Source organism: Pseudomonas sp. MWU12-2319 (assembly GCF_023242525.1).
Taxonomy (GTDB): Bacteria; Pseudomonadota; Gammaproteobacteria; order Pseudomonadales; family Pseudomonadaceae; genus Aquipseudomonas; species Aquipseudomonas gingeri_D.
Window position 1 is genome coordinate 335,926 of sequence record NZ_JALJES010000004.1, and the last position, 24,164, is coordinate 360,089.

Genomic DNA, 24,164 nt, shown 5'->3' on the forward strand with positions numbered 1-24,164 from the left:
CGTCCATTACAAGGAACCCGTTCATGAGCAAGACCGTTATCAGCAGCGACAAGGCACCGGCCGCCATCGGCACCTACTCCCAGGCGATCAAGGCCGGGAACACCGTCTACATGTCCGGCCAGATTCCCCTGGACCCGAAAACCATGGAACTGGTGGAAGGCTTCGAAGCCCAGACCGTACAGGTCTTCGAAAACCTGAAGGCCGTGGCCGAAGCCGCCGGCGGTTCGTTCAAGGACATCGTCAAGCTGAACATCTTCCTCACCGACCTGAGCCACTTCGCCAAGGTCAACGAGATCATGGGCAAGTACTTCCAGCAGCCTTACCCGGCCCGGGCCGCCATCGGTGTTGCCGCCCTGCCACGCGGCTCGCAGGTCGAGATGGACGCAATCCTGGTCCTCGAGTAACTGCCAGCCACGCCGCCCTCGAACAACCCCGCACTGCCTGGTGCAGCCCTCCCGCTGCGCCAGCTTCGTCTGCAAAGGATTCCACCATGCGCAAAGCGCTTGCCTTCTCGGTGTTTGCCCTCCTGCTCGGCGGTTGCGCCAGCGACCCTGCCAAATACGACATCAGCGGCACCTGGATCAACCAGGCCGCCATCGATGCCGCCGTCAAAAAGGGCAGCTTGCGCGAAGCCCTGGAGACCTACGGGCCGAACCTGGAATGGAGCATCGACACCCGTAACGGCCAGGCCCGCTACAGCAACGGTTTCGAGCGCCCCGAGGGCCATGTGCGCGCGGACGGCAAGCAGTGGCATGTCGACTTCTATGGCAGCGCCGGGACTGCGCTGGCGCGTGACGGCAAGGAGCTGATCCAGAGTGCCAGCGATTCGGAGCCTGAACAGCCATTCGTGCGGGCCCAGACCGAACTGCCGGCCAACGCGCCGGTGGGTGCCAGCTTCGAGCAGGCCTTGTACGCGGCCTACATGGGTGGCGACTGGAAGATCAGCAGTGGCCCGGGCGAAGGCGGCCAGGTGAAATTCCTGCCGGACGGACGCCTGGAAGGCTTGCCCGGTGCCGATCGCTACGCGCTGTGCCTGGCCGGCGATTGCGCCTCCATGAGCGGCGAGAACGACAGCATCTGGTTGCAGCAAGGCGGCAAGGGCGCCGCCTGGATCTTCGTGCGCAAGGGCAAGCAACTGGAAATCTTCCAGGCGTTGAACTCGGCCCAGGCCGATGAACAGCCGCAGCTCAACCCCGGTCCTCGCCAGTGGTTGCTGGAGAAGTAACCTCAGCAACGCCCCTCAAGAATCGCCGCATAACCCTCGCGGAAACTCGGATAACGCGGTGCCCAACCCAGGGCCCGCGCCCGGGCATTGCTACAGCGCTTGCTGCCGGTGCGGCGAACGCTGGCGCCCTCGGCCCACTCGGTCACCCCCAGGTATTCGCGCAACCAGCCCACCACCTCTGCCAAGGGCGCCGGCGCATCATCGACACCGATATAACAATCCTCCAACACCTTCCCGGCCCGATCAGCCTCCAGCAGAAACGCCAACAGTCCGGCCGCGTCGTCGGCATGAATCCGATTGCCATATAAAGGCGGCTCCACCGCCACCCGATAACCGCGCCGGACCTGGGTCAACAACCACTCGCGACCCGGACCGTAGATACCGGTCAGGCGCACCCGTGTCGCCGGAATGCCGCTGTCCAGCGCCACCTGCTCGGCCTCCAGCATCAAGCGCCCGGAATAACCTTCGGCTTCGGTCGGCGCAGTCTCGTCGACCCACTCACCGCTCTGCTGCACATACACGCTGCTGCTGGAGACGAACAGCAGGCGCCGCGGCTGCTGGCCCGATTGCCTGAGCCAGCTCAATACATGCCGCAACCCATCGACGTAGGCTGCTCGATAACCCGCCTCGTCGTGATCGGTCGCCGCGGCGCAATACACCAGGTAATCCAGCGGGCCACTCGGCCAGCGGTCAGGCCGCTGCTCGGCGAACAGGTCGCCCGCCACCCCGACGACACCCTCCGGCAAACGCGCGATCGAGCGGCGCAGGCCATGGACGTGCCAACCCTGGGCGAGCAACTGCGTCGCCAGGCGACTACCGACATCGCCGCAACCGGCAATCAGAACAGAAGGAGCAGACATCACGGATCTCCAGGAAAAAAGCCACAAACGAGTGCTGAAAATTGACCAGCGGTTAGCAATGGAAGAAAAAAAGAGAAGCTATTACTTTTGTTAACAAGAATTAATTGCAATAATGCACGTCCAAATGTTCTCGGCCCCACGAGGCCTGGAAGGACAAGACCCTCTTCATATCTTCTCTCAGGTCCGGCCAGCATGACACGCAATAAACGCCCCGCTTCGTCACCCCAGCCCCATAGCACCTCGCGCGCCTGGCGCTCGACGGCGGCTTTGCTGCTCAGCCTGTTGCTGGCGCCGACCCTGACCTTCGCCGACGAAGCCGCGCCCCACGCCCCTGCGGCGACGGTCGTTCCGGCCCCGGCCGATCATGCCGCGCCTGTCGTCGCACCGACCGCCACCGTTCCAGTCCAGACCGAGAATGCCGCACCCGCCGGCGATGCCGACGCGCTGCCTGCCGAGGACAACAGCCTGGGCATGGCCCACGACCTGTCACCCTGGGGCATGTACAAGAACGCCGATATCATCGTCAAGATCGTGATGATCGGCCTGGCCATCGCCTCGATCATCACCTGGACCATCTGGGTCGCCAAAGGCTTCGAGCTGCTGGGCGCCAAGCGTCGCCTGCGCCGTGAGATGCTCGCCCTGAAAAAGGCCCGCACCCTCAAGGAGGCCAGCGAGACCGCCAACCAGGAGGGCAGCCTCGCTCACCTGCTGGTCCACGACGCCCTGGAAGAAATGCACCTGTCGGTCAACAGCCGCGAAAGAGAAGGCATCAAGGAGCGCGTGAGCTTCCGCCTCGAACGCCTGGTCGCCGCCTGCGGTCGCACCATGAGCAGCGGCACCGGCGTGCTCGCCACCATCGGTTCCACCGCGCCCTTCGTCGGCCTGTTCGGCACCGTGTGGGGCATCATGAACAGCTTTATCGGCATCGCGAAAACCCAGACCACCAACCTTGCCGTGGTCGCGCCGGGTATCGCCGAAGCCCTGCTGGCCACTGCCTTCGGCCTGGTCGCAGCGATCCCGGCCGTGGTGATCTACAACGTCTTCGCCCGCTCCATCGCCGGCTACAAGGCCCAGGTCTCCGACGCCTCCGCCCAGGTCCTGCTGCTGGTCAGCCGTGACCTCGACCACCAGCCGTCCGAGCGCCCCGCACACGCGCCGCACATGGTGAAAGTGGGGTAATCAGCCATGGGCCTGCATTTGAACGAAGGCGGCGATGATCTCGCCGAAAACCACGAAATCAACGTCACGCCGTTTATCGACGTGATGCTGGTACTGCTGATCATCTTTATGGTGGCCGCCCCCCTGGCCACCGTGGATATCAAGGTCGACCTGCCCGCGTCCACCGCCAAACCGGCACCGCGACCGGAAAAGCCGGTGTTCCTCAGCGTCAAGTCCGACCAGCGCCTGTTCCTCGGTGAAGACGAAGTCAAGGCCGAGGCCCTGGGCCCGACCCTCGACGCCCGGACCCACGGCAAGAAGGACACGACCATTTTCTTCCAGGCCGATAAAGGCGTGGACTATGGCGACCTGATGCGCGTGATGGATGCCTTGCGCGCCGCCGGTTACCTGAAGGTCGGCCTGGTCGGACTCGAGACGGCAGCCAAGAAATGATCAATACGCGCCAAAAGCTGACGCGTTATGGCGCCAGCCTGGGCCTGGTGCTGGGCATTCATGCGGTGGCGATCATCGCCACCTTGAACTGGTCGGTGTCCAAGCCCATCGAGCTGCCGCCCCAGGCGATGATGGTCGAACTGGCGCCACTGCCCCCGGCTCCACCGCCACCGGCACCGCCCAAGGTCATCACGCCACCACAGCCGCCCGCGCCGGTGGAAGAGCTGCCGTTGCCCAAGCTGGCCGAAGCGCCGAAGCCGACGATCTCGGTGCCCAAGCCGGTCAAGCCGAAACCCAAGCCGCAGCCGCCCAAGCCCCAGGCGAAGCCCGAGCCGGTGAAGGAAAAGCCGACGGAAGAGAAACCTTCCGATACGCCGCCGACCAACACGCCAGCGGAGAAATCCGCGGCACCGGCGCCGGGCCCTTCGCCCCAGCAGATCGCGGCGAAAGCCAGTTGGGAAGGCACCTTGCTGGCTCACCTGAGCAAGTACAAGAAGTACCCGCCGGCTGCACAGTCACGGGGCAAGGAAGGTCTGAACCGCCTGCGCTTCGTGGTCGATGCCGAAGGCAAGGTGCTCTCGTATGAGCTGGTGGGCCGCTCGGGCAATGCCGATCTGGACCGGGCCACCCTGGAAATGATCCGTCGCGCCCAACCGCTGCCCAAGCCGCCGGCCGATATGCTGACCAACGGCAGCATCGAGATCGTCGCGCCGTTCGTCTACTCCATCGACAAGCGCAACCGCTAGACACCGCAGGAGCTTGCCAACGAAGAGGCTCTTGAGGCCGCCAAAAGCTTCGCGGGCAAGCCCTGCTCCTACAAGTCCGGCGCTGATCACAAATTGTGCGAACGACCCAGAACTGTAGGAGCCTGGCTTGCCAGCGAAGAGGCCCTCAAGGTCGCCAAAAGCTTCGCGGGCAAGCCCTGCTCCTACAGTCCGGCGCCGATCACAAATTGTGCGAACGACCCAGAACTGTAGGAGCCTGGCTTGCCAGCGATGAGGCCCTCAAGGTCGCCAAAAGCTTCGCGGGCAAGCCCTGCTCCTACAAGTCCGGCGCCGATCACAAATTGTGCGAACGACCCAGAACTGTAGGAGCCTGGCTTGCCAGCGAAGAGGCCCTCAAGGCCGCCAAAAGCTTCGCTCCCACAAAATCTCCGCCACGCCCTCACACAAGTTCACGTCCTACCGCCCGAACAAAAACCCACTAAAACCGCCCTGAACGACAATCGTCGTTCTTCCTGCGTCTGATAACGTGCGTCTATCGATTGCAGCCGTTATGCTTGGCCCGGCAACCTCATGGACGCTCGCTATGACTCTTACTGAACTACGCTATATCGTCACTCTCGCCCAGGAACAACACTTTGGCCACGCGGCCGAGCGTTGTCATGTCAGCCAGCCGACCCTGTCGGTCGGCGTGAAAAAGCTCGAGGACGAACTCGGTGTGCTGATTTTCGAGCGCAGCAAGAGCGCCGTGCGCCTGACCCCCGTCGGCGAAACCATCGTTGCCCAGGCGCAGAAGGTCCTCGAGCAGGCCCAGGGCATCCGCGAACTGGCCCAGGCCGGGAAAAACCAGCTGACAGCCCCGCTGAAAGTCGGCGCCATCTACACCGTCGGCCCATACCTGTTCCCGCACCTGATTCCGCAACTGCACCGGGTCGCCCCGCAGATGCCGTTGTATATCGAAGAAAACTTCACCCACGTGCTGCGCGACAAGCTGCGCAACGGCGAACTGGACGCGGTGATCATCGCCCTGCCGTTCAATGAAGCCGATGTGCTGACCCTGCCGCTCTACGACGAACCGTTCTACGTCCTGATGCCGGCCTCGCACCCCTGGACCAAGAAGGAAACCATCGACAGCGCCCTGCTCAACGACAAGAGCCTGTTGCTGCTGGGCGAAGGCCACTGCTTCCGCGACCAGGTCCTCGAAGCCTGCCCGACCCTGGCCAAGGGCGGCGATGCGGCCCGGCACACCACGGTCGAGTCCAGCTCGCTGGAAACCATCCGCCATATGGTCGCTTCCGGCCTGGGCATTTCGGTTCTGCCGCTGTCGGCCGTGGACAGCCATCACTACGCTCCCGGCGTGATCGAAGTACGTCCGCTGACGCCGCCGGTGCCGTTCCGCACCGTGGCCATCGCCTGGCGCGCCAGCTTCCCGCGGCCCAAGGCGATTGAAATCCTCGCCGACTCGATCCGCCTGTGCTCGGTGGCCAAGCCTCCCGCAGCGAGCTGATCGACGTGGCTGAACTGTCGCAAGTGTCGGTCACGGCACTCAAGGGTGTCGGCGAGGCCATGGCCGAAAAGCTGGCCAAGGTCGGCCTGGAGAATCTCCAGGACGTGCTCTTCCACTTGCCCCTGCGCTACCAGGACCGCACCCGTGTGGTACCCATCGGCGCCCTGCGTCCGGGCCAGGACGCGGTGATCGAGGGCGTGGTCAGCGGCGCCGATGTGGTCATGGGCAAGCGCCGCAGCCTGTTGGTGCGCCTCAACGACGGCACCGGTAGCCTGAGCCTGCGCTTCTACCATTTCAGCACAGCGCAAAAGGACGGCCTCAAGCGCGGCACCCATGTCCGCTGCTACGGCGAAGCCCGCCCCGGCGCCTCCGGCCTGGAAATCTACCACCCGGAATACCGCGCCATCAGCGGCGACGAACCGCCGCCGGTGGACACCACCCTGACGCCGATCTACCCGCTGACCGAAGGCCTGACCCAGCAACGCCTGCGCCAACTCTGCCAGCAAAGCCTGGCGATGCTCGGCCCGCGCAGCCTGCCGGATTGGCTGCCCCAGGAACTGGCCCGCGACTATCATCTCGCGCCGCTGGACGAAGCCATCCGCTATCTGCACCAACCACCCGCCGATGCCGATGTCGACGAACTCGCCCTCGGTCATCACTGGGCCCAACACCGCCTGGCCTTCGAGGAACTGCTGACGCATCAGCTGTCCCAGCAACGCCTGCGCGAAAGCCTGAAGGCCCTGCGCGCACCGGCCCTGCCAAAAGCGCAACGGCTGCCCGGGCAGTTTCTCGCCAACCTCGGCTTCCCGCCGACCGGCGCCCAGCAACGGGTCGGCAACGAAGTGGCCTATGACCTCAGCCAGCCGGAGCCGATGCTGCGGCTGATCCAGGGCGACGTCGGCGCCGGCAAGACCGTGGTCGCCGCCCTCGCCGCCTTGCAGGCCCTGGAAGCCGGCTACCAGGTGGCATTGATGGCACCGACCGAGATCCTGGCCGAACAACACTTCATCAACTTCCAGCGCTGGCTGGCACCGCTGGGCATCGAAACCGCCTGGCTGGCTGGCAAGCTCAAGGGCAAGGCCCGGGTCGCCGCCCTGGAGCAGATCGCTGGCGGCACGCCGATGGTGGTCGGCACCCACGCGCTGTTCCAGGACGAAGTGCAGTTCAAGAACCTGGCCCTGGTGATCATCGACGAACAGCACCGCTTCGGCGTCCAGCAACGCCTGGCCCTGCGCCAGAAAGGCGTCGGCGGACGGATGTGCCCGCACCAGTTGATCATGACCGCCACGCCAATCCCGCGGACCTTGGCCATGAGCGCCTATGCCGACCTCGACACCTCGATCCTCGACGAACTGCCGCCAGGCCGCACGCCGGTGAACACCGTGCTGGTGACCGACAGCCGGCGCTTCGAAGTGGTGGAACGGGTGCGTGCCGCCTGTGCCGAAGGCCGCCAGGCCTATTGGGTCTGCACACTGATCGAGGAATCCGAGGAACTCACCTGCCAGGCCGCCGAAACCACCTTCGAAGAGCTCACCGCAGCCCTCGGCGAACTGCGCGTCGGCTTGATCCACGGACGTATGAAACCGGCGGAAAAGGCGGCGGTGATGGCTGAATTCAAGGCCGGCGCCCTGCAACTGCTGGTGGCAACCACGGTGATCGAAGTCGGTGTCGACGTGCCCAATGCCAGCCTGATGATCATCGAGAACCCCGAGCGCCTGGGCCTGGCGCAACTGCACCAGCTGCGTGGCCGGGTCGGCCGGGGCAGCGCCGCCAGCCACTGCGTGCTGCTCTACCATCCGCCGCTGTCACAGATCGGTCGCCAACGCCTGGGGATCATGCGCGAGACCAACGACGGCTTCATCATCGCCGAGAAGGATCTGGAGCTGCGCGGTCCCGGGGAAATGCTCGGCACCCGCCAGACCGGGCTCCTGCAATTCAAGGTCGCCGACCTGATGCGCGACGCCGATCTGCTGCCGGCGGTCCGCGATGCCGCGCAAGCCCTGATGGCACGCTGGCCGCAGCATGTCAGCCCGCTGCTCGACCGCTGGCTGCGCCATGGCCAGCAATACGGCCAAGTGTGATAGACCTCACAGTTTATAGACCATTAGGACGGCCAAGCTGGTTATACTGGGAAAATTGTAGGAACCCGGATACAGACCATGACAGAAGTTGCCCTCATCGATGCAACCCCGCACACCCCGTCTGTGGTCCGGCTGCTGCTCGACAAGCTCGCCATCCGCTATAGCGAAGTCCTGGACCACCCTGGTCTGCCGGCCGCGCGCAAGGTCCAGGCCGTGCTGCTCGACGATGCAGTCGGTGCACTGATGGTCCTGTTTCCCCAGGACCAACTGCTCGACCTCAACCGCCTGACCGAATTGACCGGCCGGCGCCTGACGGCGGTGCCCACCGAACGCATGGAACGCATGCTCGGCAAACACAACCTGCATCTGCTGCCGGGCCTGCCCGGACTGACCAGTTCGCCGTGCCTGTACGAAGAGCAACTGCTGCGTGTACCGAGCCTGCTGATCGACTCCGGTGAAGCCGGCCTGCTGCTGGAAATTTCCAGCGACGACTTCAAGGGCATGCTGAGCAAGGCCAGCGCCGCCAGTTTCGGCGAAGCCGTATCCAGTATCCGCCCCAACCTCGACCGCCCTCATGATGACCGCGAGGAAATCACCCAGGCCGTGCAAGCCTTCACCGCGCGGCGGATCCAGCAGCGCCTGGAAGCGACCATCGAGATTCCGCCCCTGGCGGAAACCGCACAAAAGATCATCAAGCTGCGGGTCGACCCCGACGCGACCATCGACGACATCACCGGCGTGGTCGAAACAGACCCGTCGCTGGCGGCCCAGGTCGTGAGTTGGGCGGCCTCGCCCTACTACGCCTCGCCAGGCAAGATCCGCTCGGTGGAAGATGCGATTGTCCGCGTGCTCGGTTTCGACCTGGTGATCAACCTGGCGCTGGGCCTGGCCCTGGGCAAGACCCTGAGCCTGCCCAAGGACCACCCGCAACACAGCACGCCTTACTGGCAGCAATCGATCTACACCGCCGCGGTGATCGAAGGCCTGACCCGCGCCATGCCCCGCGCCCAGCGCCCGGAAGCGGGCCTGACCTACCTGGCCGGCTTGCTGCACAACTTCGGCTACCTGCTGCTGGCCCACGTCTTCCCGCCGCATTTCTCGCTGATCTGCCGGCACCTGGAGGTCAATCCGCACCTGTGCCACAGCTATATCGAGCAGCATTTGCTGGGTATCAGCCGCGAGCAGATCGGTGCCTGGCTGATGCGTTACTGGGATATGCCGGAGGAGCTGTCCACCGCGCTGCGCTTCCAGCACGATCCGGGCTACGACGGCGACTATGCCGCCTATCCGAACCTGGTGTGCCTGTCGGTACGCCTGCTGCGCAGCCGCAATATCGGCTCGGGCCCGGATGAAGAGATTCCGGATGCCTTGCTGGAACGCCTGGGGCTGTCCCGCGACAAGGCCGACGATGTGGTGAACAAGGTGCTGGAAGCCGAAGTGCTGTTGCGCGAACTGGCTTCGCAGTTCAGCCAGGGATAAAGCGGAGTCTGGAACACCGCTATCGCGAGCAAGCTTGCTCCTACAGTTTCAGCGCCGATCACAAATTGTGCGAACGACACGGAACTGTAGGAGCCTGGCTTGCCAGCGAAGAGGCCCTTGAGGCCGCCAAAAGCTTCGCGGCGGTGCAGCGTCCCGACAAGCCCTACCCCTACAATTCGGCGCCGATTTCCAGCCATGTGGTGAAAATCAGAGCCGACTCAGGCTTTTTTCTTCCGCGGCTTAAGGTACTTCATCAAGCCCTGGAACCACATCACCAACGCCGGATTGCCCTTGATCTGGATCGACTTGTCCTGAATCCCCGTCATGAACGCCAGTTGCTTGTTCTTCGCCTGCAGCGTGGCGAAGCCATAGGCGGCATCCTTGAAGGCAATCGCAAACGCAGGCTCCGGATAAGTCCCGGAGCGGCTGCTGATGCGCTGATCCTTGACGATAAAGTGACGGGCAACCTTGCCGTCGAGCGTCTGCAGCTGGAACACCAGGGCCTTGTCGGCCAGTTGCTGCTGGAAGGCGGGGTTTTTACGGCTGGCCCGGGCCATCAACAGACCCAGTGCCCAGAGAAGAAAACGAAATTTCATGCACACAGCCTCGGCAGAAAAGATTAACGGCCGGCGCAGTGTAGCGCTTTACCTGAAGAACGCCACCGATCTCCCGTTTTACCCGGGAGATCGGCAGGCGTTTAACGCTTATACCGACAAATTGTCAGACGATCCGTCGCTTAGGCGTTCGGGCAAGGCACCGGTGCCCAGTCGCCCAGGTCCGGGTTCTTGCACATGCTGTTGACCTGGGACTGACCGCTGGTGGCCACGTCCTGGCTGACGGCTTTCTTGGCGTTGGCGTCCTGGAGGGTCTTCTCGGTGGCGACCGCTTCCTTAGGCACGACCGGCAGCGCCGCCTTCTTCGCCACTTTCACCTTCTTGCCCTTGGTGGTGGTCGGCACGACCGGGTTGCTGTCGGCGGTCGCCACGGTGACCACGTCGGTACGCTGCACACCGACCTGACGCAGATCCTGCTCATAGGCCTGGGTGTAGTTGTTCAGGTCTTCGGCCGAACGCCCGTTCACGGCGACGATCAGGTCATTGGACTCTTTCAGGCCCGAAACGATTTCCGCCAGGCGCTTGCGACCTTCGGCGTCGCCGACGGTCTTGGCCTTGCGTGCCGACACCAGGTTGGCGAACTCACGCTGGTAGCAGCTCTGCGACGCCTTGGCATAGGCCGTGTTGCGGTCCATGTCGGCGGCACTTTTGTTGATGTCCTGGGCATAGGAGCCGATGCGCTGGTTGTCATCGGTGATCTGCTTCTGCTTCTCGGTGTAGTAACCCGCCGCGCCGCCCGCGAGGGCACCGCCGGCCGCACCGATGGCGGCATTGCGGCCACGCTTGGCCGAGTCGTCGCCGGTCAGCGCGCCGAGAGCGGCACCGCCCAACGCACCGATCACCGCGCCGGTGGCGATCGACTTGGTCATGTCCGAGTCAGTCGCACGCAGGTGCTGCACCGGCTCGTAGCAGGTCGGGTAGAACTCGACCTTGGTGGTCGCGCCGACTTTCGAGGTTGGTGAAGTGGCGCAACCGCCCATCAGCACGGTGCTGAATCCGGCGGCAACCCACAGCGCGGCACGGCACTTGGAGGTCGAAACAAGGGGTTTGCTGGAGAAGATCATGTTTATTTCCCTTTTTTGGTTTTGACTTGCCCGGTACGGCACCCTGCCGTCCGAGTCCCCTCTACACTCGCCGGATACCGACCGCTCATGGCTGCTGGGCGGTCGATGCGAGTAACGCTTTCAAGATCGCCGCCGGATCGGCCCGCTGTTGCTTGCGGTAATCCCCGACATGACGAACGAACAAGGTGGCCCGTGCGACCAGGCTGTTGCCGAGCACGGGTTTGCGATTGAGTTCTTCCTTGACCCGCTGGAACTGCGCCTGGATCACCGCATCGGTGTAGCGCGTGGCCGTTGCCAGGTTGTCGATATAGATCGCCACCGCGCCGTCCAAGGCGCTGGTGCCGTTCTCGATGGCCCCGGCGAACAGTTTGGCGGCGGCCTCGTCCTTGGCGTCGACGGCCTGCTGGTGGCTCTTCTTCAGGTTGGTCAGGCGAATGTTGTAGTTATTCACGGTCTCGGCCACCAGGGCCGCCGACTGGATCAGGTTGCCGGCCGCCTCTTCCCGCTGGCGGGCGATCAACGAAACGTTGCGCTTGAGCTCTTCGTTGACCAGCCCCAGCTCGGCTTGCAGCTTCGGGTCGGTGCTGGCGGAGATGATCCCGTCCAGGCGCTTGGTCGGGTCCTGGGCGTCGTCGATGGCGTCGGTCAGGGACGCCAGCCGGCCTTCCTGCTGCCATTGGCTGAACAGCTCCTTGTAGCGCGAGCGCGGCGCCGAGAGCGCGCCGACGGCCACGCGGAAACCGGTGGTCTCGTTGCTCTGCTCGGTGCCGTCGGCGGCGAACAGCGGGTACTCGCGGCGCATGCCGGTAAACAACGTGCCCTCGCCTTCCAGGTAGTTACCGCCCTTGACCACAAAACCGCCGTAGGTGCCCTGGCGGCGTCCGGCATGCACCAGCTGGAAGGATTCCTGGACCATCTGCGCGGCGTTGCCGATCACGTCGAACATACCGATGGGATTGGGCAGCTTGGTGCCGATCGGCATCAGCCGCGCCGCCTGGCCGGTGCCGCCGGCCACCTGGTTGAACACCGCGTAGTCGGACAGCGGCCCGTCGCTGTCGCTCCCCGGCGCCCGTCGTGGAAACAGGCGGCCTTCCAGGTCCTGGCGACTGACCGCCTGGGCGCCACGGGCAGCGAACTCCCACTCGACTTCGGTGGGCAGGCGGACAAAGCCCAGGCCACCGTCGTCAGCCGACGAGCCACGGCCGCTGACCGGCAGCAGGTCGCGGTGATACTTCATCAACCAGGCGCTGTAGACCGCCGAGAAACGCTCGGCGTCAAAACGCGAGACCTTGACCTTGGGCAGGCGCCCGGCCACGCCGCTCGGCGCATCGCAGACCGGTGCCGGCTCGCCGCTGGCCAGGGCTTGTGCCTGGGCCATCACCAGGGCGTACTGGCGCGCCGTGACCGGGTACTTGCCGATGAAATAGAACATCGGCTTGAGCGGCGAGTCGGCGTCGGTCTTCGGCAGGGTCGGGGCAATGGATTTCTGCCAGGCGCCGGGCAGGTCCTTGAGGGTGAACTGACCGTTGATAAAGTCGCGGCGATAGCCGGAAATAAACGACTGCTTGTAGCCCGGTTCATCCTCGCTGAAGGGATAGCCGAGGCTGATCTCACGGTCATCGAGGGTGCCGCGCGCCAATACATAGACCGCGCGAAACACCATCTCGCCCTCGCAGGGCAGCGGCAGGCTGATGTCATCGGCCAGGGGCTTGGGGTTGTCGAGTTTTTCGCTGTCCTCATCGGCCCGCGCCCAGGCCCCCAGGCACAGGGAAGCGATGAGAACCGCCAGGGCCGCGCCGCGCAACTTATACATCTCTGATTCCTTCCGAAGCTTCTATCCGCGCCACGCGCCAGCCCCCCAGGGCGGCAGCCAGAGCACAGACCGCCAACACGCTGAAAAGTGCCAGCAGGTAGTGCGGCAACAACAGGCGGCTGGCGTACTCGCCGGCCGCCTGTACGAACAAAAGGTTCAGGCCCCACTCCGCCACGCCGTAGAGCACGTCACTGAGCAGTACCGCAAACAGGCCGCTGTACAGCGCTTGCAGCACCACGAACAGCAGCAGTGCGCGGGTGCCGAGCCCGAGCAGACGCAACACCGACAGCTCGCGGCGCTTGCGCTCGACCGCCGCCAGGGCGCCGGCGAAGAGCGCCGCGAAGGCACCGGCCAGGGCCAATGCAGCGATGACCCAGAACACGATGCCGAGGTTGCGGCTCAGGGATTGCACCTGGGCAATGGTCTGGGCCTGGGTCGAGACCAGCAGGTTGCGCTCGGCGAAATAACGTCGCAGCGGCTCGACATCGGTCAGCCCGCGGGCATACAGGCGAAACCCCGGATAGACCCGTTGCGCGGCGGTGCCCGCCGGTTCCCCGGCCCAGCCAAGCACCGGCACGCCAAGGCCGTCGCGATAATCCTCGGCGGCCTCCAGCAGACCCAGCGGGGCGAACAACGCATCACGCTCGAAGGCCTCCAGCGGCAACACCGCCTGCACCTGAATCTGTGTGTGGCGGCTTTCCAGGCGACCGGCCACCTGCCGGCCGAAAGACACCTGCAACCAGTCGCCGGCCTTCACCCCGAGCTTCTCCGCCGCCGTCTGGCTGAGCAGCATCGCCGCCAGGCCGACCGGCGCGGGCAAGGCGCCGAGCAAGGGATCGCCCTCGGCGGTGGGCAGCATTTCCACATTGACCACCGGCCCCTGGCCGCTGGTCGAAAGATCGGCGGTCGCGGCGATCTGCCGGGTTCGCGGCAAGGCAAAGGCGACGTCTTCACGCTGCCCCAGCCCGGCGATAAACGCCGCACTGAAACGCCCGCCGCCGAGGGGAATGATCTCGCGCACCGTCGGGTCGCGCTCCAGGCGTTCGGTGAGGCTGCTGACCAGGCCGAACTTGAGGCCGAACAGCACCAGCAACGGCGCGATCACCGCCACCAGGGCCAGCACCGCACAGGCCGACAGCCGCCAGTCGGTGCGATAGTCCTGCCAGGCCAGGCCGGCGATCAGGGCGGCGCGGGTCATGGCGTCTGCTCCAGGATCGCCGTCACACCACCGTCGCCATCGCGCTGGCAGGCAATCCGCAATACCGGCACGCCGAGGTCGCGCACCAGGGCTTCGTCATGGGTCGCGATAACGCAACAGGCGCCCTGCTCCCGAGCCTGGTTCAGCAACAACTGCATGACCCGTCCGGCATTCAGCGGATCGAGGGCTGCCGTCGGCTCATCGGCCAACAGCAGCCGTGGGCCATGGGCCAGGGCCCGGGCACAACTGACCCGCTGGCGCTGGCCTACTGAAAGCGCCTGGGGCTTCTTGTCCAGTTGATCGGCGATTTCCAGTTGCTCGGCGAGCCGCTGGACGCTGCCGTCCTCCTTCATCCCCAGAAGCCGACGCGACAAGGCGATATTCCCGCGCACATCGAGAAACCCCAGCAGGCCGCCGGTCTGCAGCACATAGCCGAGCTTTCGGCTGCGCAGGTCCGCCAGGCGATCGTGCTGGCCCTGACGCCAGAGCGCGGCAATATCCTGCGCACCCGCCGAATCGTCGAAGGCAAACAACCCCGCCCGGTCCGGCGCCAACACCAGCGCCAGCAGGTCGAGCAAGGTGCTCTTGCCGCAACCGCTGGGCCCGACCACCGCCCACTGCGCGCCGGGCGCCAGGCTCAGGCGCGGCACCTCCAGGCTGTAACGCTGGGCGCCTTCGCCCCGCGTCTTGCGCACTTCTCGCAGACTGATCATCACGGCAACGTCGACAACGGTACGCGGTACAGCGCATCACCCGGCTCGGCATCGCCGAACCGGACCCAATTGGCCACATCGTTGTGGAAGGTTTCGTAGAGGCGGATCTTCGAGTCCAGTTCGTCGATAAAGTCTTCCTGTTCGGCCACGCTCAGCGACAGCCACAGGTCCTGGGTCATGTTCAGCGACTTGCTGCGGTACGGCAGGCCTTCCAGGTACTCGCCGAGCAGGCCGCCGTCGGCCAGGTTGCCGCCCTTGCGCAGGGCCTGCGGATCGCGGCTCATGTAAGCACTGGCACTGGCGATTTCCTGGAAGAAATCCTTGGGCGAGGTCTGGGTCTTGCGCGCCGCGTCGACGATCAGTTTCAGCGACTGTTGCAGCTCGTTGAGTTGCAGTTTGGTCAGCATCACGCAGACCTGGAACGCCGGTAGCGCCGGGTTGGTCAGGTCGCGGTCGGCGGTCCAGGCGCTGACCAGTTGCGGTGCCTGGCTGGCGGCCTTGTGGCCGAGGAAATCCATGTGCATGGCATAACCGATGGCCGCCGTCTTGTCCGCCAGGCTCGGCGAAGCGGCCAGCAGCGGCACGGCCTGGGTCTGGTTGCCGCGCACCTGGTGCACCAGGTTGGCGAACACCGAACCGATCTCGCCGACCCGCTCGCCCAGCTTGTGCACGTCGCCGCCCTGGACCGGGATATACAAATCGCCGATCTGCGGGTTGGCGTCGGCGGTCAGGGTGCGGTACTGCTGCTCGGCGAAGGCATGGTTCTTTTTCCCGGCATCGCTGCGCAGATGCAGCGCATAGATCTTGATCTGCTTGCCGAGCGCGGCCTGGCGGATCTCCGCTTCGTTCATTTTGGTGCTGCTGTAGGGATCGTTCTTGCGCAACGAACCGGCGTCGGTGACCAGCAGGATCAGCCGGCCGCCGTAGCCCGACCAGTCCATGCCGTCGACCGCCTGCATGACCCCGGCGAAGGAGTCCTCGTTGAACGAGTGACTGGAGATCGTCGACGCCTTCACATCCCGCGCCAACTCCAGGAAGCGCTCGGGATCGCGGCCCTGGTCGAGGGTCACCAGGGTCTTGGTCAGGTACTGCAGGCCCGGGGTCTTCTGGATATTGTTGCGAAAGCCGATCAGGCCGAAGCTCACGCTGTCCAGCTCGCCACGCTGGGCAATCTGGCTTTGCAGCTCGTGGACCACGTCGCGGACCTGATCGATATAGGGTTGCATCGACTCCGTGGTGTCCACCACCAGCACGATGGCGGTGCGGAAGGTGTCGGCCGCGACGGCCGGCACGGTACCGTTGCCGACGGCTTTCGGCGTGCTGCCGGGGTCGATGGAGGCGACATTGAGCAACTGCACCGGCTGGCCGTTTTCATCCAGGCTTTCGCGGGAATCGAAAATCGGCAGCAGGTAGAACTGGTTCTGCGGCACCGCGCTGGCGGCCGGCTCCAGGGCCAGGACGCGCTGGTCATCCTGGGGATTTTTCTGTGCATTGAGCAACAGGTTCTTCGCCGCCGAAGGATTGGCCAGCAGCTTGTCGATATCGGCGGCGTCGCGCAGGAACATCACCGGCGAACGCCCGGAACGCTCGGTAAATTTCAGCACCAGGCTCTGCTTCCAGTCGCTGACCGCATCCTGGGGCAACCAGCCTTCGCTGCGACCGTCAGTGGCGGCACCGACCCGCAGCCAGGCGCTGCCGTCGACAGTCTTGCGCTGGTAGACATAGAGCACCGAGAACGCCGGCAGCGGCTTGTCCGGCTTGGCCCCCGGCTCGCTGGCAAAACTCGCCCCGGGCTTGCTCAGGACCCGCTGGAACAGGGTCTTCTTGCCGGCCATCAACAAGGGGCGCTGGCCGCCGTCGAGATCCGCCGCCACGGCTTGGGTCACGCCAGGTGGCTGGGCCGGCAGCGGGTTCGAAGCCGGTGGCGGATTCAGCACCGACGGTGTTTTTGCCGGTGGCTGCGCCGCTGTGCTCGGCGTCGCGGGATGGCTGTCACGCCCCAACCACCAGTAACCGGCGCCCGCCAAACCAAGGGCGGCGGCTACCGCCACGGCGACCAGCGTCAGCACCGGGCCACGCCGTTGTCCGGACTCGGCGGAACGGTCGAGCACCGGCGTAGCCGCGGGTCTTGGTGGCGGCGCAGGTGTCGGGGGCACAGTGGGAATCTCGATCGACACCGGTGTCAGTCCGCCCAGGTCGCTGGCGGGTGGTGCAGTCGGAGTCGGCGGCACAATCGCCAACGGCTGGAGCAGAGTGGCATCAAGATTTTCCGCCGGGAGGTTATCCAGCGCCCGCAGCAGGGCCGCCGCATCCGCGAAACGCTCCGCCGGGTCCTTGGCCAACAGCTGGCGCAGGACTTCCTGGTAGCGCCCATGCTGCAGCGGCAACTCCGGCAGCGGCTCGGTCAGGTGCGCCAAGGCCGTGGACAGTGCATCGGTGCCGATATAGGGCAACTTGCCGACGAGGATTTCATAGAGCACCACCCCCAGCGCATACAGGTCGGAACGCCCGTCGAGGTCCTGGCCCCGGGCCTGTTCCGGGCTCATATAGCTCGGCGTACCCACGGCAAACCCGGCCTGGGTGAACTGGGTGCGATCATCCAGCGACTTGGCGATGCCGAAGTCCGAGAGCACCGCGGTACCGTCGGCGCGAAAGAGGATGTTGGCCGGCTTCACATCGCGGTGCACCAGCCCCTGGGCATGGGCATAGCCCAGGGCCGAGGCGATCTGGCGGACATATGCCAAACCCTGCTCAGGGCTCAGCCCCGCCGCGATCCGCTCCTTGAGCGTGCCGTTGGGCAGGTATTCCATGGCCATGTAATACAGCTCGCCGACATTGCCGATATCGTGGATGGTCACGGTGTTCGGATGCGACAGCCGCGCCAGGGTCCGGCCTTCGCGCAGGAAACGCTCGCAGAAGGTCGGGTCGGCGGCCAGGGCGGCCGCCATCACTTTCAGCGCCACCTTGCGCTCCAGCGACCGTTGGGTCGCCAGATAGACGGTTGCCATGGCGCCTTCGCCAATCTCCTCGCCTATATCGAATCCGGGAATCAGAATGTCCATGGTGTCGGGGGTCTTCAGGTGGCTTTGACGACAATCGCCGTGATGTTGTCGGGGGCGCCCCGGGTCAGGCCCAGGTGCACCAGGCTGCGGACCACGTCATAGGGGTCGGCATGGGCCAGCACGTCGCGGATCTCGGCGTCTTCGGCGGTCTTGTTCAAGCCGTCGCTGCACAGCAGGTAGGTGTCGCCGGGCAGTACCTGGAACGGCACCATCGACAACTCCACTTGCGCCTCCACGCCAATCGCCCGGGTGACGATGTTTGCTCGTGGGTGCACCCGCGCCTCGGCCTCGCTGAGCAGGCCGCTGTCCTGCAGGTCCTGGACATAGCTGTGATCGCGGGAAATGCTCTCCAACTGGCCGTCACGCAGGCGATACAGGCGACTGTCGCCGGCCCACAGGCACACGCCTTCGGCCCCACGTACCGCCAACAACACCACGGTGCTGCCCATCATCGCCACGCCACGGTGGGCGGTTTCCTCGCGCACGGCGGCATTGACCTCGGCCAGGCGCGAACGCAAGGCCGAGGTGTAGAGCCCCAGGGCGTCCGAGGGCGGGATGCGCCGCAGGGTGTCGACGATCAGGCTGCTGACGTAGTCCCCCGCCGCGTGCCCGCCCATGCCGTCGGCCACTACCCAGAGCCCGGCGCCGGGCAGCTCCAGGAAGGCGTCTTCGTTGATCTGGCGGACCATGCCGACATGACTGTAGCTGGCCGACTGGTAAGTGATTGCAGGTGTCTGTGCCATTTAGATCGACGCCCCCCTGCCCAAAAGGAAACTGCCGAAATCGGCGGTCGCCGGCAGGCCCGCGCAGCGCATCAGGCCGGCCTCGATCCGCTGCGAACCACGTCCCCACCAGAGGCTGCTGCCGACACAGGCCTGTTCGGCCAGGGCGCTGGCGCGGCTCGCTGCGTCGAGCGCGGCAAAGCGTTGCAGGCCGGCGAACTCGCTGCTCGGTGCCTTGTTGGCGAACGGTAGGCCACCCAGGTCCTGGACACCCTGGTCGAAAGCCTCGAAACCGGCGTCTTCCTCCAGTGTCGCCAGCAACAGGGCTTCGGCCCGTTCGAACCAGGCATCCGCGCCGCCGACCACCGCCGCCAGGGCGTGCTCGGAATCGAGGGCCACGGCCACGGTCAGTGGAAAATAGCGGCCGACCCGGTCGATGCTCGGCATCAACACCCCGGCCACCGCGTCCGGCCCGCAGACGCCCGGCGCCAGCACAAAACGCCAGAGCGGGCTGACCAGGTACACACCCAACCAGTCAGCACCGAGTTGCTGCTGGCTGGCGAGCAAGCCCGAGGCCAGCCAGGCATCCCAGGGCTGGATAAAGCTCTGCGGCAAACCGCGACTGACAAAATCGCCGCGACTGGCCAGCTTGCCGTAGAAACCCACCGTTGTCATAACCGCTCCGGCAGGCTGAAGCCATTGAGCACGCGGCTCTTGAAGGGATTGAAGGCACTGCTGGCGCGCAACTCGTAGGAGATGCTGGCGCCATCCACCCGCAAGCGCAGGTTGAAACGATCCGGCGCGTTGCCGGCCACCAAGTCCGATTGCTCCAGCAGGCGGAACCAGGCCCAGGGCCCGTCGAGGGTGATCCCGGAGCGCCCGCTGGCCGACGGCGGCGTGATCGACAGGCGCACCACGCCGACGCTGCCGGGGTTCGGCCATTGCATCGCCACCGGCCGGCTCGGGCCGTGGTCATAACCGACCTGCTGGCCGTCGAGTTCAAGCTGGAACTGGGTGATGGACGCATCCATCGCCACCGGCTTGAGTTCGAAACGTACGGTCGGCTGGGTACCGCCCGAGCGGAAAAACGCATCGCGAATCGCTGCCGCGCGTTGAAAGGTCTGCAACACACCAGGGGCAATCCCGAGTTTCTGCGCTGCCCCCGGCTGCCAGCGCCAAGGGGTCGCCGAGGTGTCGACATAGGGCTGCAGATACTTGCGGAAGTAGTTGTCCATCACCCCGCCAACGCCGAAGAACAGGCCGAAGTCCTCCAGCGTCGCATCCCGGGCACTGCCGGGCGCCAGCGGATAACGGCCGCTGAGGGATTGTCGGTAGACGTTGACCACTTCGCTGGTCCAGGCCGCGTTCAGTTGATTGCGCACCCCGCCCATCATGCTGTTGGTGGTGGAAGTAACCACCGACTTGACCAGCCCCTGGACCAGCGGTGGCTGGCGTTCGGCATTCAGGCTGACCCGCGTGGCGGCAGCCGAGGCCTGGTTCTTCGCCTCACCGAGCAGGGCATCGCCACTGGCACCGGACATGGCGCTGACCTGCACGTAGAGCGCATTCAGGTCCGCCAGCAAGGCATCGATGGCCGCCGGCTCGCCTTCACCCTTGTTGACCAGGGCATTGAGTTCGGCGAAGTGCGCACTCACCGGGTCTTGCGTCTCCACCGGCGCAGCATTGCCCGTCGCCTGTTCCTGACCGAGCAGGGAACCGAGGCGCTGCTTGAGTTGATCGACATTGCCCGCGACCGGCTTGCCCTGGGCCGCCAGCAGACGCTCGTCCTGTTGCAGATCAGTTTCCTTGGCCACCGCCACCAGCAGCTTTTTCAGCGGCGAGGTCGGACCGGAAATCACCCGCAGCACATCCGAGGCCTGGGCCACGCTGGTGATGGGCACGAAGTCGATATCGGCGAGCAAGGCATCCCACTGGCGCAGGTAGTCCTGGAAATACAGGCGCCGCACATCCGCCGCCAGGCTGGCGACATTCTGCTGTTCAGCCGGGTCGCGGCCCAATACCCATTGCTCTTCGGCAACGGTATTGGCCTGGTTCAGGCTGGTCAGCAGAAAGGCCTGGCGATAACCCTTGGCAGTGAAGAAGCCGCTCAGGGGATCGCCCAGGGGCTTGCCGCTCTTGCGACTGAACACCAGCGCCGCATCCCGCCCGGCGGCCTCGTTCAGACGGAAATCCGGCACACCTTCCGGCAGCTTCTGGCGTTTGACCCGGTCATAGACCCGTTGCGCCACTGGCAGTTGTTGCAGTTGGCGGCGCAGGTCGTCGATCAGCCGTTCGTCCAGCCGGGCATTCGGTGGACGGCGTTCGAACAAGGCTTGCAGATGCTCACCGAGAGCGACGCGCTGCTCCGGCGGCAGATCCCGTGGCAGGCTGCGGTCCCAGTCGAGGGCGATCCAGGCCTTGATGAACTGCGGGTCGTAATGCTCGTTGTCGGCCAGCATCAGGTAGGCTTTCAGGCCTTCGTAGAGGAAGTCCGAATTGCCGCCGCCGTGCAGTTGTTCTTCGACCCGGGTCAGCAGGCGCGGTGCGAACACCGCGATCAGCAACTTGCGATAGACGCTGGCGGACTCGGCTTCGAGCATATCGCCCTGGTACAGGCCCAGGCCTTCGGCCCAGTTTGGCGCATCGCCGGCCAGGTGCTTGACCGCATTGAGCAACGGCAGCACCGCCAGCACATCGCGTTGCGCCGGGCTGAGTTCCTGCACGCTCTGGCCCAGGGGCGCGACCTTCTGGTCGACCTGGGTGATATAGGCCTCGTTGGCGCGGAAACTCACCCACCACAGCGTACCGACCACCAGCACCACAGCGACCGTGGTCGCCAGCACCCCACGGGCCAACCATTTGCGCCGCTGTTCGACCTTGGGGTTGACCCCCACCAGCCCGCGCTCGGCGAAGGCCACGGCGGTGAACAGCTTCTCGATAAAGTAGCTGCGCCCGCTGCCGCTCTGGCGCGCCAGCTGTTGGCGGTCGAGGTTCATGCTCTGGGCCATGGCGCCGATCAGGCGGTCGATGGGGCTGCCTTCCTGGGTGCCGCTGGTGAAGTACACCCCGCGCAGCAAGGCGCGATCTTCATAGGCATTGGGCTTGAACACGCCGTCGAGGAAATCCTGCAGACAGGTCTTCAACGCGCCGAACTGCTGGGGGAAACCGTAGATCAGGTCGCGCCGCGCCGGGTCGCGTTCCTGTTGCAGACGCTCCACCAGCCGCGCATTGAGGCGCTGCTCGAGCCCGGCAAACTCTTTTTGAAAACTCGCCAGCGGACCGGCGGCGTTCTTGCCGTCGTCCAGGTCGAAGGTCATGCCCCAGACCTGGGCCCGCTCTTCCTTGCTCAGGCCATCGAAGAACTCCATGAACCCTGGCACCAGGTCGAGCTTGGTCAGCATCAGGTAGATCGGGAAACGTACACCGAGCTGGGTGTACAACTCCTGGATACGGGCGCGGATCGCCGTGGCATGGGCGGCCCGCTCGGCCTCGGTGCTGAGCAGCAGGTCCGACAGGCTGATGGCGATAAAGGCGCCGTCGATGGGACGCCGCGGACGCTGGGTTTTCAGCAGGCCGAGAAAACCCAGCCAGGCCGCCTTGTCCACCTGGGCATGGCTGTCCTGGGTGGTGTAGCGGCCGGCGGTATCCAGCAGCACGGCTTCGTCGGTGAACCACCAGTCGCAGTTGCGCGTACCGCCGACACCGCGAATGGCCCCGGCGCCGAACTGCGCGGCCAAGGGGAAATGCAGCCCGGAGTTGACCAGCGCGGTGGTCTTGCCCGAACCCGGCGGGCCGATGATCACGTACCACGGCAGCTCGTAGAGGTTGCGACGTTCGTCACCGCCGAGCTTGGCTTTCTTGAGCAGCGCCAGGGCCTCGGCCATGCGCTGGCGCAGGGTCGCCAGCTCTTCGGCGGTGGCAACACTGGCGGGGTCCGGCGGGGTCTCCGCGGCCAGGCTCTGCATGACCTTGGCGGCCTGGCGCCGGGCCTGGATCAGACGGAACACGCGGTAAGCGATCCACACCGCGAAGATCAGGATGATCAGCGTCCAGCGCCGACCTTCCGGCACCAGCACTTCCAGCAGCGGACCGACAAACCAGATGATCAGGCTCAGGGCGATCAGCCCCAACAGCGGAATCACCCAGCGAACGACAAAACTGAAAAACGCCTTCACTCGACGCCCTCCGCCAAGACTGTGATTTCCACCCGACGATTCTTCGCCCGGCCCTCGGCCGTGGCGTTCGAAGCCAGCGGCTCGGTGTCGCTACGCCCTTCGGCGCTGAAGCGTGCAGGCGTGCCGGTTTTCGCCGCGAGGATCTGCAGCACCTGCTCGGCCCGGGCCTGGGACAATGCCCAGTTGGACGGGAAACGCAGGGTGGCGATGGGCCGGTTGTCGCTGTGCCCGGTGATCCGCACCTGGCCTTTCACGTTGCGAATGGCATCGGCGATGCGCAGCATCAGCGGCTGGTAGTCGTCGACAATGCTGGAACTGGCCGAAGCGAAGAGTTCGTCGCCGCGAATCGTCACCACCGAGCGGTCGACCTTGTCTTCCACGGCGACCTTGCCGGCCTTGATGTCATCGGCGAGGAAACCGGCCAGGCGTGGCCGTTCCACCACCTTGGGCTGGATCACCGGACGGTCGATGGTCTGCACCGGGATCTCGCCCAGGGCATGGATATTGCGAAACACCGGCTCGGCGTCGGCGGCCAGCTTCAGGCGCAGGCCGAACAGCAGGACCAGCAACAGCGCCAGGCCGACGGCGATACCGACCCAGGGCGGCATGAACTGGCTCAGGCGATCCCGCACCACCGTCAGGCCGCGCCAATGCGGCGACAGCTCGCGCTCATATTCGCCACGGGCACTGCGGATCGCCGCGCTGGTGCGCTCGCGCAGGGCATCGAGCTGGCTGCGACCGTCGATCATCACCCGGTAGCGGCCTTCGAATCCGAGGCAGATGCACAGGTACAACAGCTCCAGCAGATACAGGCGTTCGCGCGGACTTTGCAGGCAATGGTCGAGCAACTGGAAAACCTTCTCGCCACCCCAGGCTTCGTTGTGCACGGTGATCAGCAGACTCTGCTTGCCCCAGTCGCCGGCACTGCCCCAAGGCGTGCTCAGCACCGCTTCGTCGAGGGCGGTGCACAGCGCGTAACGCGCCAGCAGCACCTCGTTGCGGGCCATACCGGCACCTTCGGCACGCTCTTCGAACTGGCGCAGATAAGCCAGCAATTGCGCCCGCAGGCTGGCCGGCGCCGGATGGGCGATGGTGTTGCGCAGACGCGTCAACAGCGCCAGCAAAGGACCGGCAGCGCTCTCCAGCGGGTTCAGGCCTTGGGACTGGCCGATCGGCAGCGGCGCGGCCGGCACCGACAGCGGGGCCGCCGGTTCGGCACGGGCAGGCTCAGGCGCCCGACCACCGGGGCGCGGCATAAACTGGGTACGGTCGTTGGCGGGCAAGGGCTGGCCCGACAGATCATCGTTGGCATTCATCG

The 24,164-nt window shown here is 65.3% G+C and carries 19 protein-coding genes; 8 read left to right on the forward strand and 11 right to left on the reverse strand.

Annotated features, from left to right (window positions below; all coding sequences use genetic code 11):
- Nucleotides 1-23 precede the first annotated feature (23 nt).
- Nucleotides 24-404 (forward strand): RidA family protein, encoded by a 381-nt coding sequence (locus M5C01_RS09165; RefSeq protein WP_040071713.1) that lies wholly within the window; start codon nt 24-26, stop codon nt 402-404.
- An 86-nt stretch (nt 405-490) separates the two neighbouring features.
- Nucleotides 491-1,225, forward strand: coding sequence for a hypothetical protein (locus tag M5C01_RS09170; RefSeq protein ID WP_103499219.1), 735 nt, complete (start codon nt 491-493; stop codon nt 1,223-1,225).
- Nucleotides 1,226-1,227: 2 nt separating this feature from the next.
- Here M5C01_RS09170 and M5C01_RS09175 read toward each other — a convergent pair whose 3' ends face one another.
- Nucleotides 1,228-2,085: an NAD-dependent epimerase/dehydratase family protein gene (locus M5C01_RS09175; protein ID WP_152736667.1), complete on the reverse strand. Its 858-nt coding sequence runs from the start codon at nt 2,083-2,085 to the stop codon at nt 1,228-1,230.
- Nucleotides 2,086-2,277: 192 nt separating this feature from the next.
- Here M5C01_RS09175 and exbB point away from each other — a divergent pair, with 192 nt between their 5' ends.
- The 6 genes from exbB to M5C01_RS09205 all read left to right on the forward strand — a co-directional run bounded on the left by exbB (nt 2,278) and on the right by M5C01_RS09205 (nt 9,485).
- Entirely contained in the window at nt 2,278-3,264 is a 987-nt protein-coding gene (gene exbB / locus M5C01_RS09180; RefSeq protein ID WP_152736666.1) for a tonB-system energizer ExbB, read from the forward strand.
- A 6-nt stretch (nt 3,265-3,270) separates the two neighbouring features.
- A complete protein-coding gene (gene exbD, locus M5C01_RS09185) occupies nt 3,271-3,696 on the forward strand; it encodes a TonB system transport protein ExbD (protein WP_100942193.1) in 426 nt (141 codons plus the stop codon).
- Nucleotides 3,693-4,442 (forward strand): energy transducer TonB, encoded by a 750-nt coding sequence (locus M5C01_RS09190; RefSeq protein WP_152736665.1) that lies wholly within the window; start codon nt 3,693-3,695, stop codon nt 4,440-4,442. The genes exbD and M5C01_RS09190 overlap by 4 nt, the downstream gene beginning before the upstream one ends.
- Nucleotides 4,443-5,004: 562 nt before the next feature.
- Nucleotides 5,005-5,925: a hydrogen peroxide-inducible genes activator gene (locus tag M5C01_RS09195; protein WP_103499764.1), complete on the forward strand. Its 921-nt coding sequence runs from the start codon at nt 5,005-5,007 to the stop codon at nt 5,923-5,925.
- A gap of 5 nt (nt 5,926-5,930) precedes the next feature.
- On the forward strand, nt 5,931-8,006 hold the full coding sequence (gene recG / locus M5C01_RS09200; protein WP_178129712.1) for an ATP-dependent DNA helicase RecG: 2,076 nt from the start codon (nt 5,931-5,933) through the stop codon (nt 8,004-8,006).
- A gap of 78 nt (nt 8,007-8,084) precedes the next feature.
- Nucleotides 8,085-9,485 carry an aminoacyl-tRNA deacylase and HDOD domain-containing protein gene (locus M5C01_RS09205; protein WP_152736663.1) on the forward strand — a complete coding sequence of 467 codons (1,401 nt, stop codon included), beginning with the start codon at nt 8,085-8,087 and terminating at the stop codon, nt 9,483-9,485.
- Between the two features lie 218 nt (nt 9,486-9,703).
- On the opposite strand, the gene M5C01_RS09210 is transcribed toward M5C01_RS09205, so the two are convergent.
- The 10 genes from M5C01_RS09210 to M5C01_RS09255 all read right to left on the reverse strand — a co-directional run bounded on the left by M5C01_RS09210 (nt 9,704) and on the right by M5C01_RS09255 (nt 24,162).
- Nucleotides 9,704-10,081: an SCP2 sterol-binding domain-containing protein gene (locus M5C01_RS09210; RefSeq protein ID WP_103495506.1), complete on the reverse strand. Its 378-nt coding sequence runs from the start codon at nt 10,079-10,081 to the stop codon at nt 9,704-9,706.
- Nucleotides 10,082-10,221: 140 nt separating this feature from the next.
- Nucleotides 10,222-11,163 carry a type VI secretion system-associated lipoprotein TagQ gene (gene tagQ / locus M5C01_RS09215; RefSeq protein WP_103495507.1) on the reverse strand — a complete coding sequence of 314 codons (942 nt, stop codon included), beginning with the start codon at nt 11,161-11,163 and terminating at the stop codon, nt 10,222-10,224.
- Nucleotides 11,164-11,248: 85 nt separating this feature from the next.
- The gene (locus tag M5C01_RS09220) at nt 11,249-12,976 is read right to left on the reverse strand and encodes an SUMF1/EgtB/PvdO family nonheme iron enzyme (RefSeq protein WP_152736662.1); all 1,728 of its coding nucleotides are present in this window, start codon (nt 12,974-12,976) and stop codon (nt 11,249-11,251) included.
- Nucleotides 12,969-14,174 (reverse strand): ABC transporter permease, encoded by a 1,206-nt coding sequence (locus M5C01_RS09225; RefSeq protein ID WP_152736661.1) that lies wholly within the window; start codon nt 14,172-14,174, stop codon nt 12,969-12,971. The genes M5C01_RS09220 and M5C01_RS09225 overlap by 8 nt, the downstream gene beginning before the upstream one ends.
- A complete protein-coding gene (locus M5C01_RS09230; RefSeq protein ID WP_103495510.1) occupies nt 14,171-14,887 on the reverse strand; it encodes an ABC transporter ATP-binding protein in 717 nt (238 codons plus the stop codon). The genes M5C01_RS09225 and M5C01_RS09230 overlap by 4 nt, the downstream gene beginning before the upstream one ends.
- Complete coding sequence (locus M5C01_RS09235) at nt 14,887-17,949, reverse strand: serine/threonine-protein kinase (RefSeq protein ID WP_152736660.1); 3,063 nt, start codon at nt 17,947-17,949, stop codon at nt 14,887-14,889. The genes M5C01_RS09230 and M5C01_RS09235 overlap by 1 nt, the downstream gene beginning before the upstream one ends.
- Before the next feature lie 14 nt (nt 17,950-17,963).
- Complete coding sequence (locus M5C01_RS09240) at nt 17,964-18,692, reverse strand: protein phosphatase 2C domain-containing protein (protein ID WP_103495512.1); 729 nt, start codon at nt 18,690-18,692, stop codon at nt 17,964-17,966.
- Entirely contained in the window at nt 18,693-19,346 is a 654-nt protein-coding gene (gene tagF, locus M5C01_RS09245; protein ID WP_152736659.1) for a type VI secretion system-associated protein TagF, read from the reverse strand. It lies immediately after the preceding gene.
- Complete coding sequence (gene tssM, locus M5C01_RS09250) at nt 19,343-22,846, reverse strand: type VI secretion system membrane subunit TssM (protein ID WP_178129700.1); 3,504 nt, start codon at nt 22,844-22,846, stop codon at nt 19,343-19,345. Before tssM ends, tagF begins: the two co-directional genes overlap by 4 nt.
- Complete coding sequence (locus M5C01_RS09255) at nt 22,843-24,162, reverse strand: DotU family type VI secretion system protein (protein ID WP_103495515.1); 1,320 nt, start codon at nt 24,160-24,162, stop codon at nt 22,843-22,845. Before M5C01_RS09255 ends, tssM begins: the two co-directional genes overlap by 4 nt.
- Between the last annotated feature and the right edge of the window lie 2 nt (nt 24,163-24,164).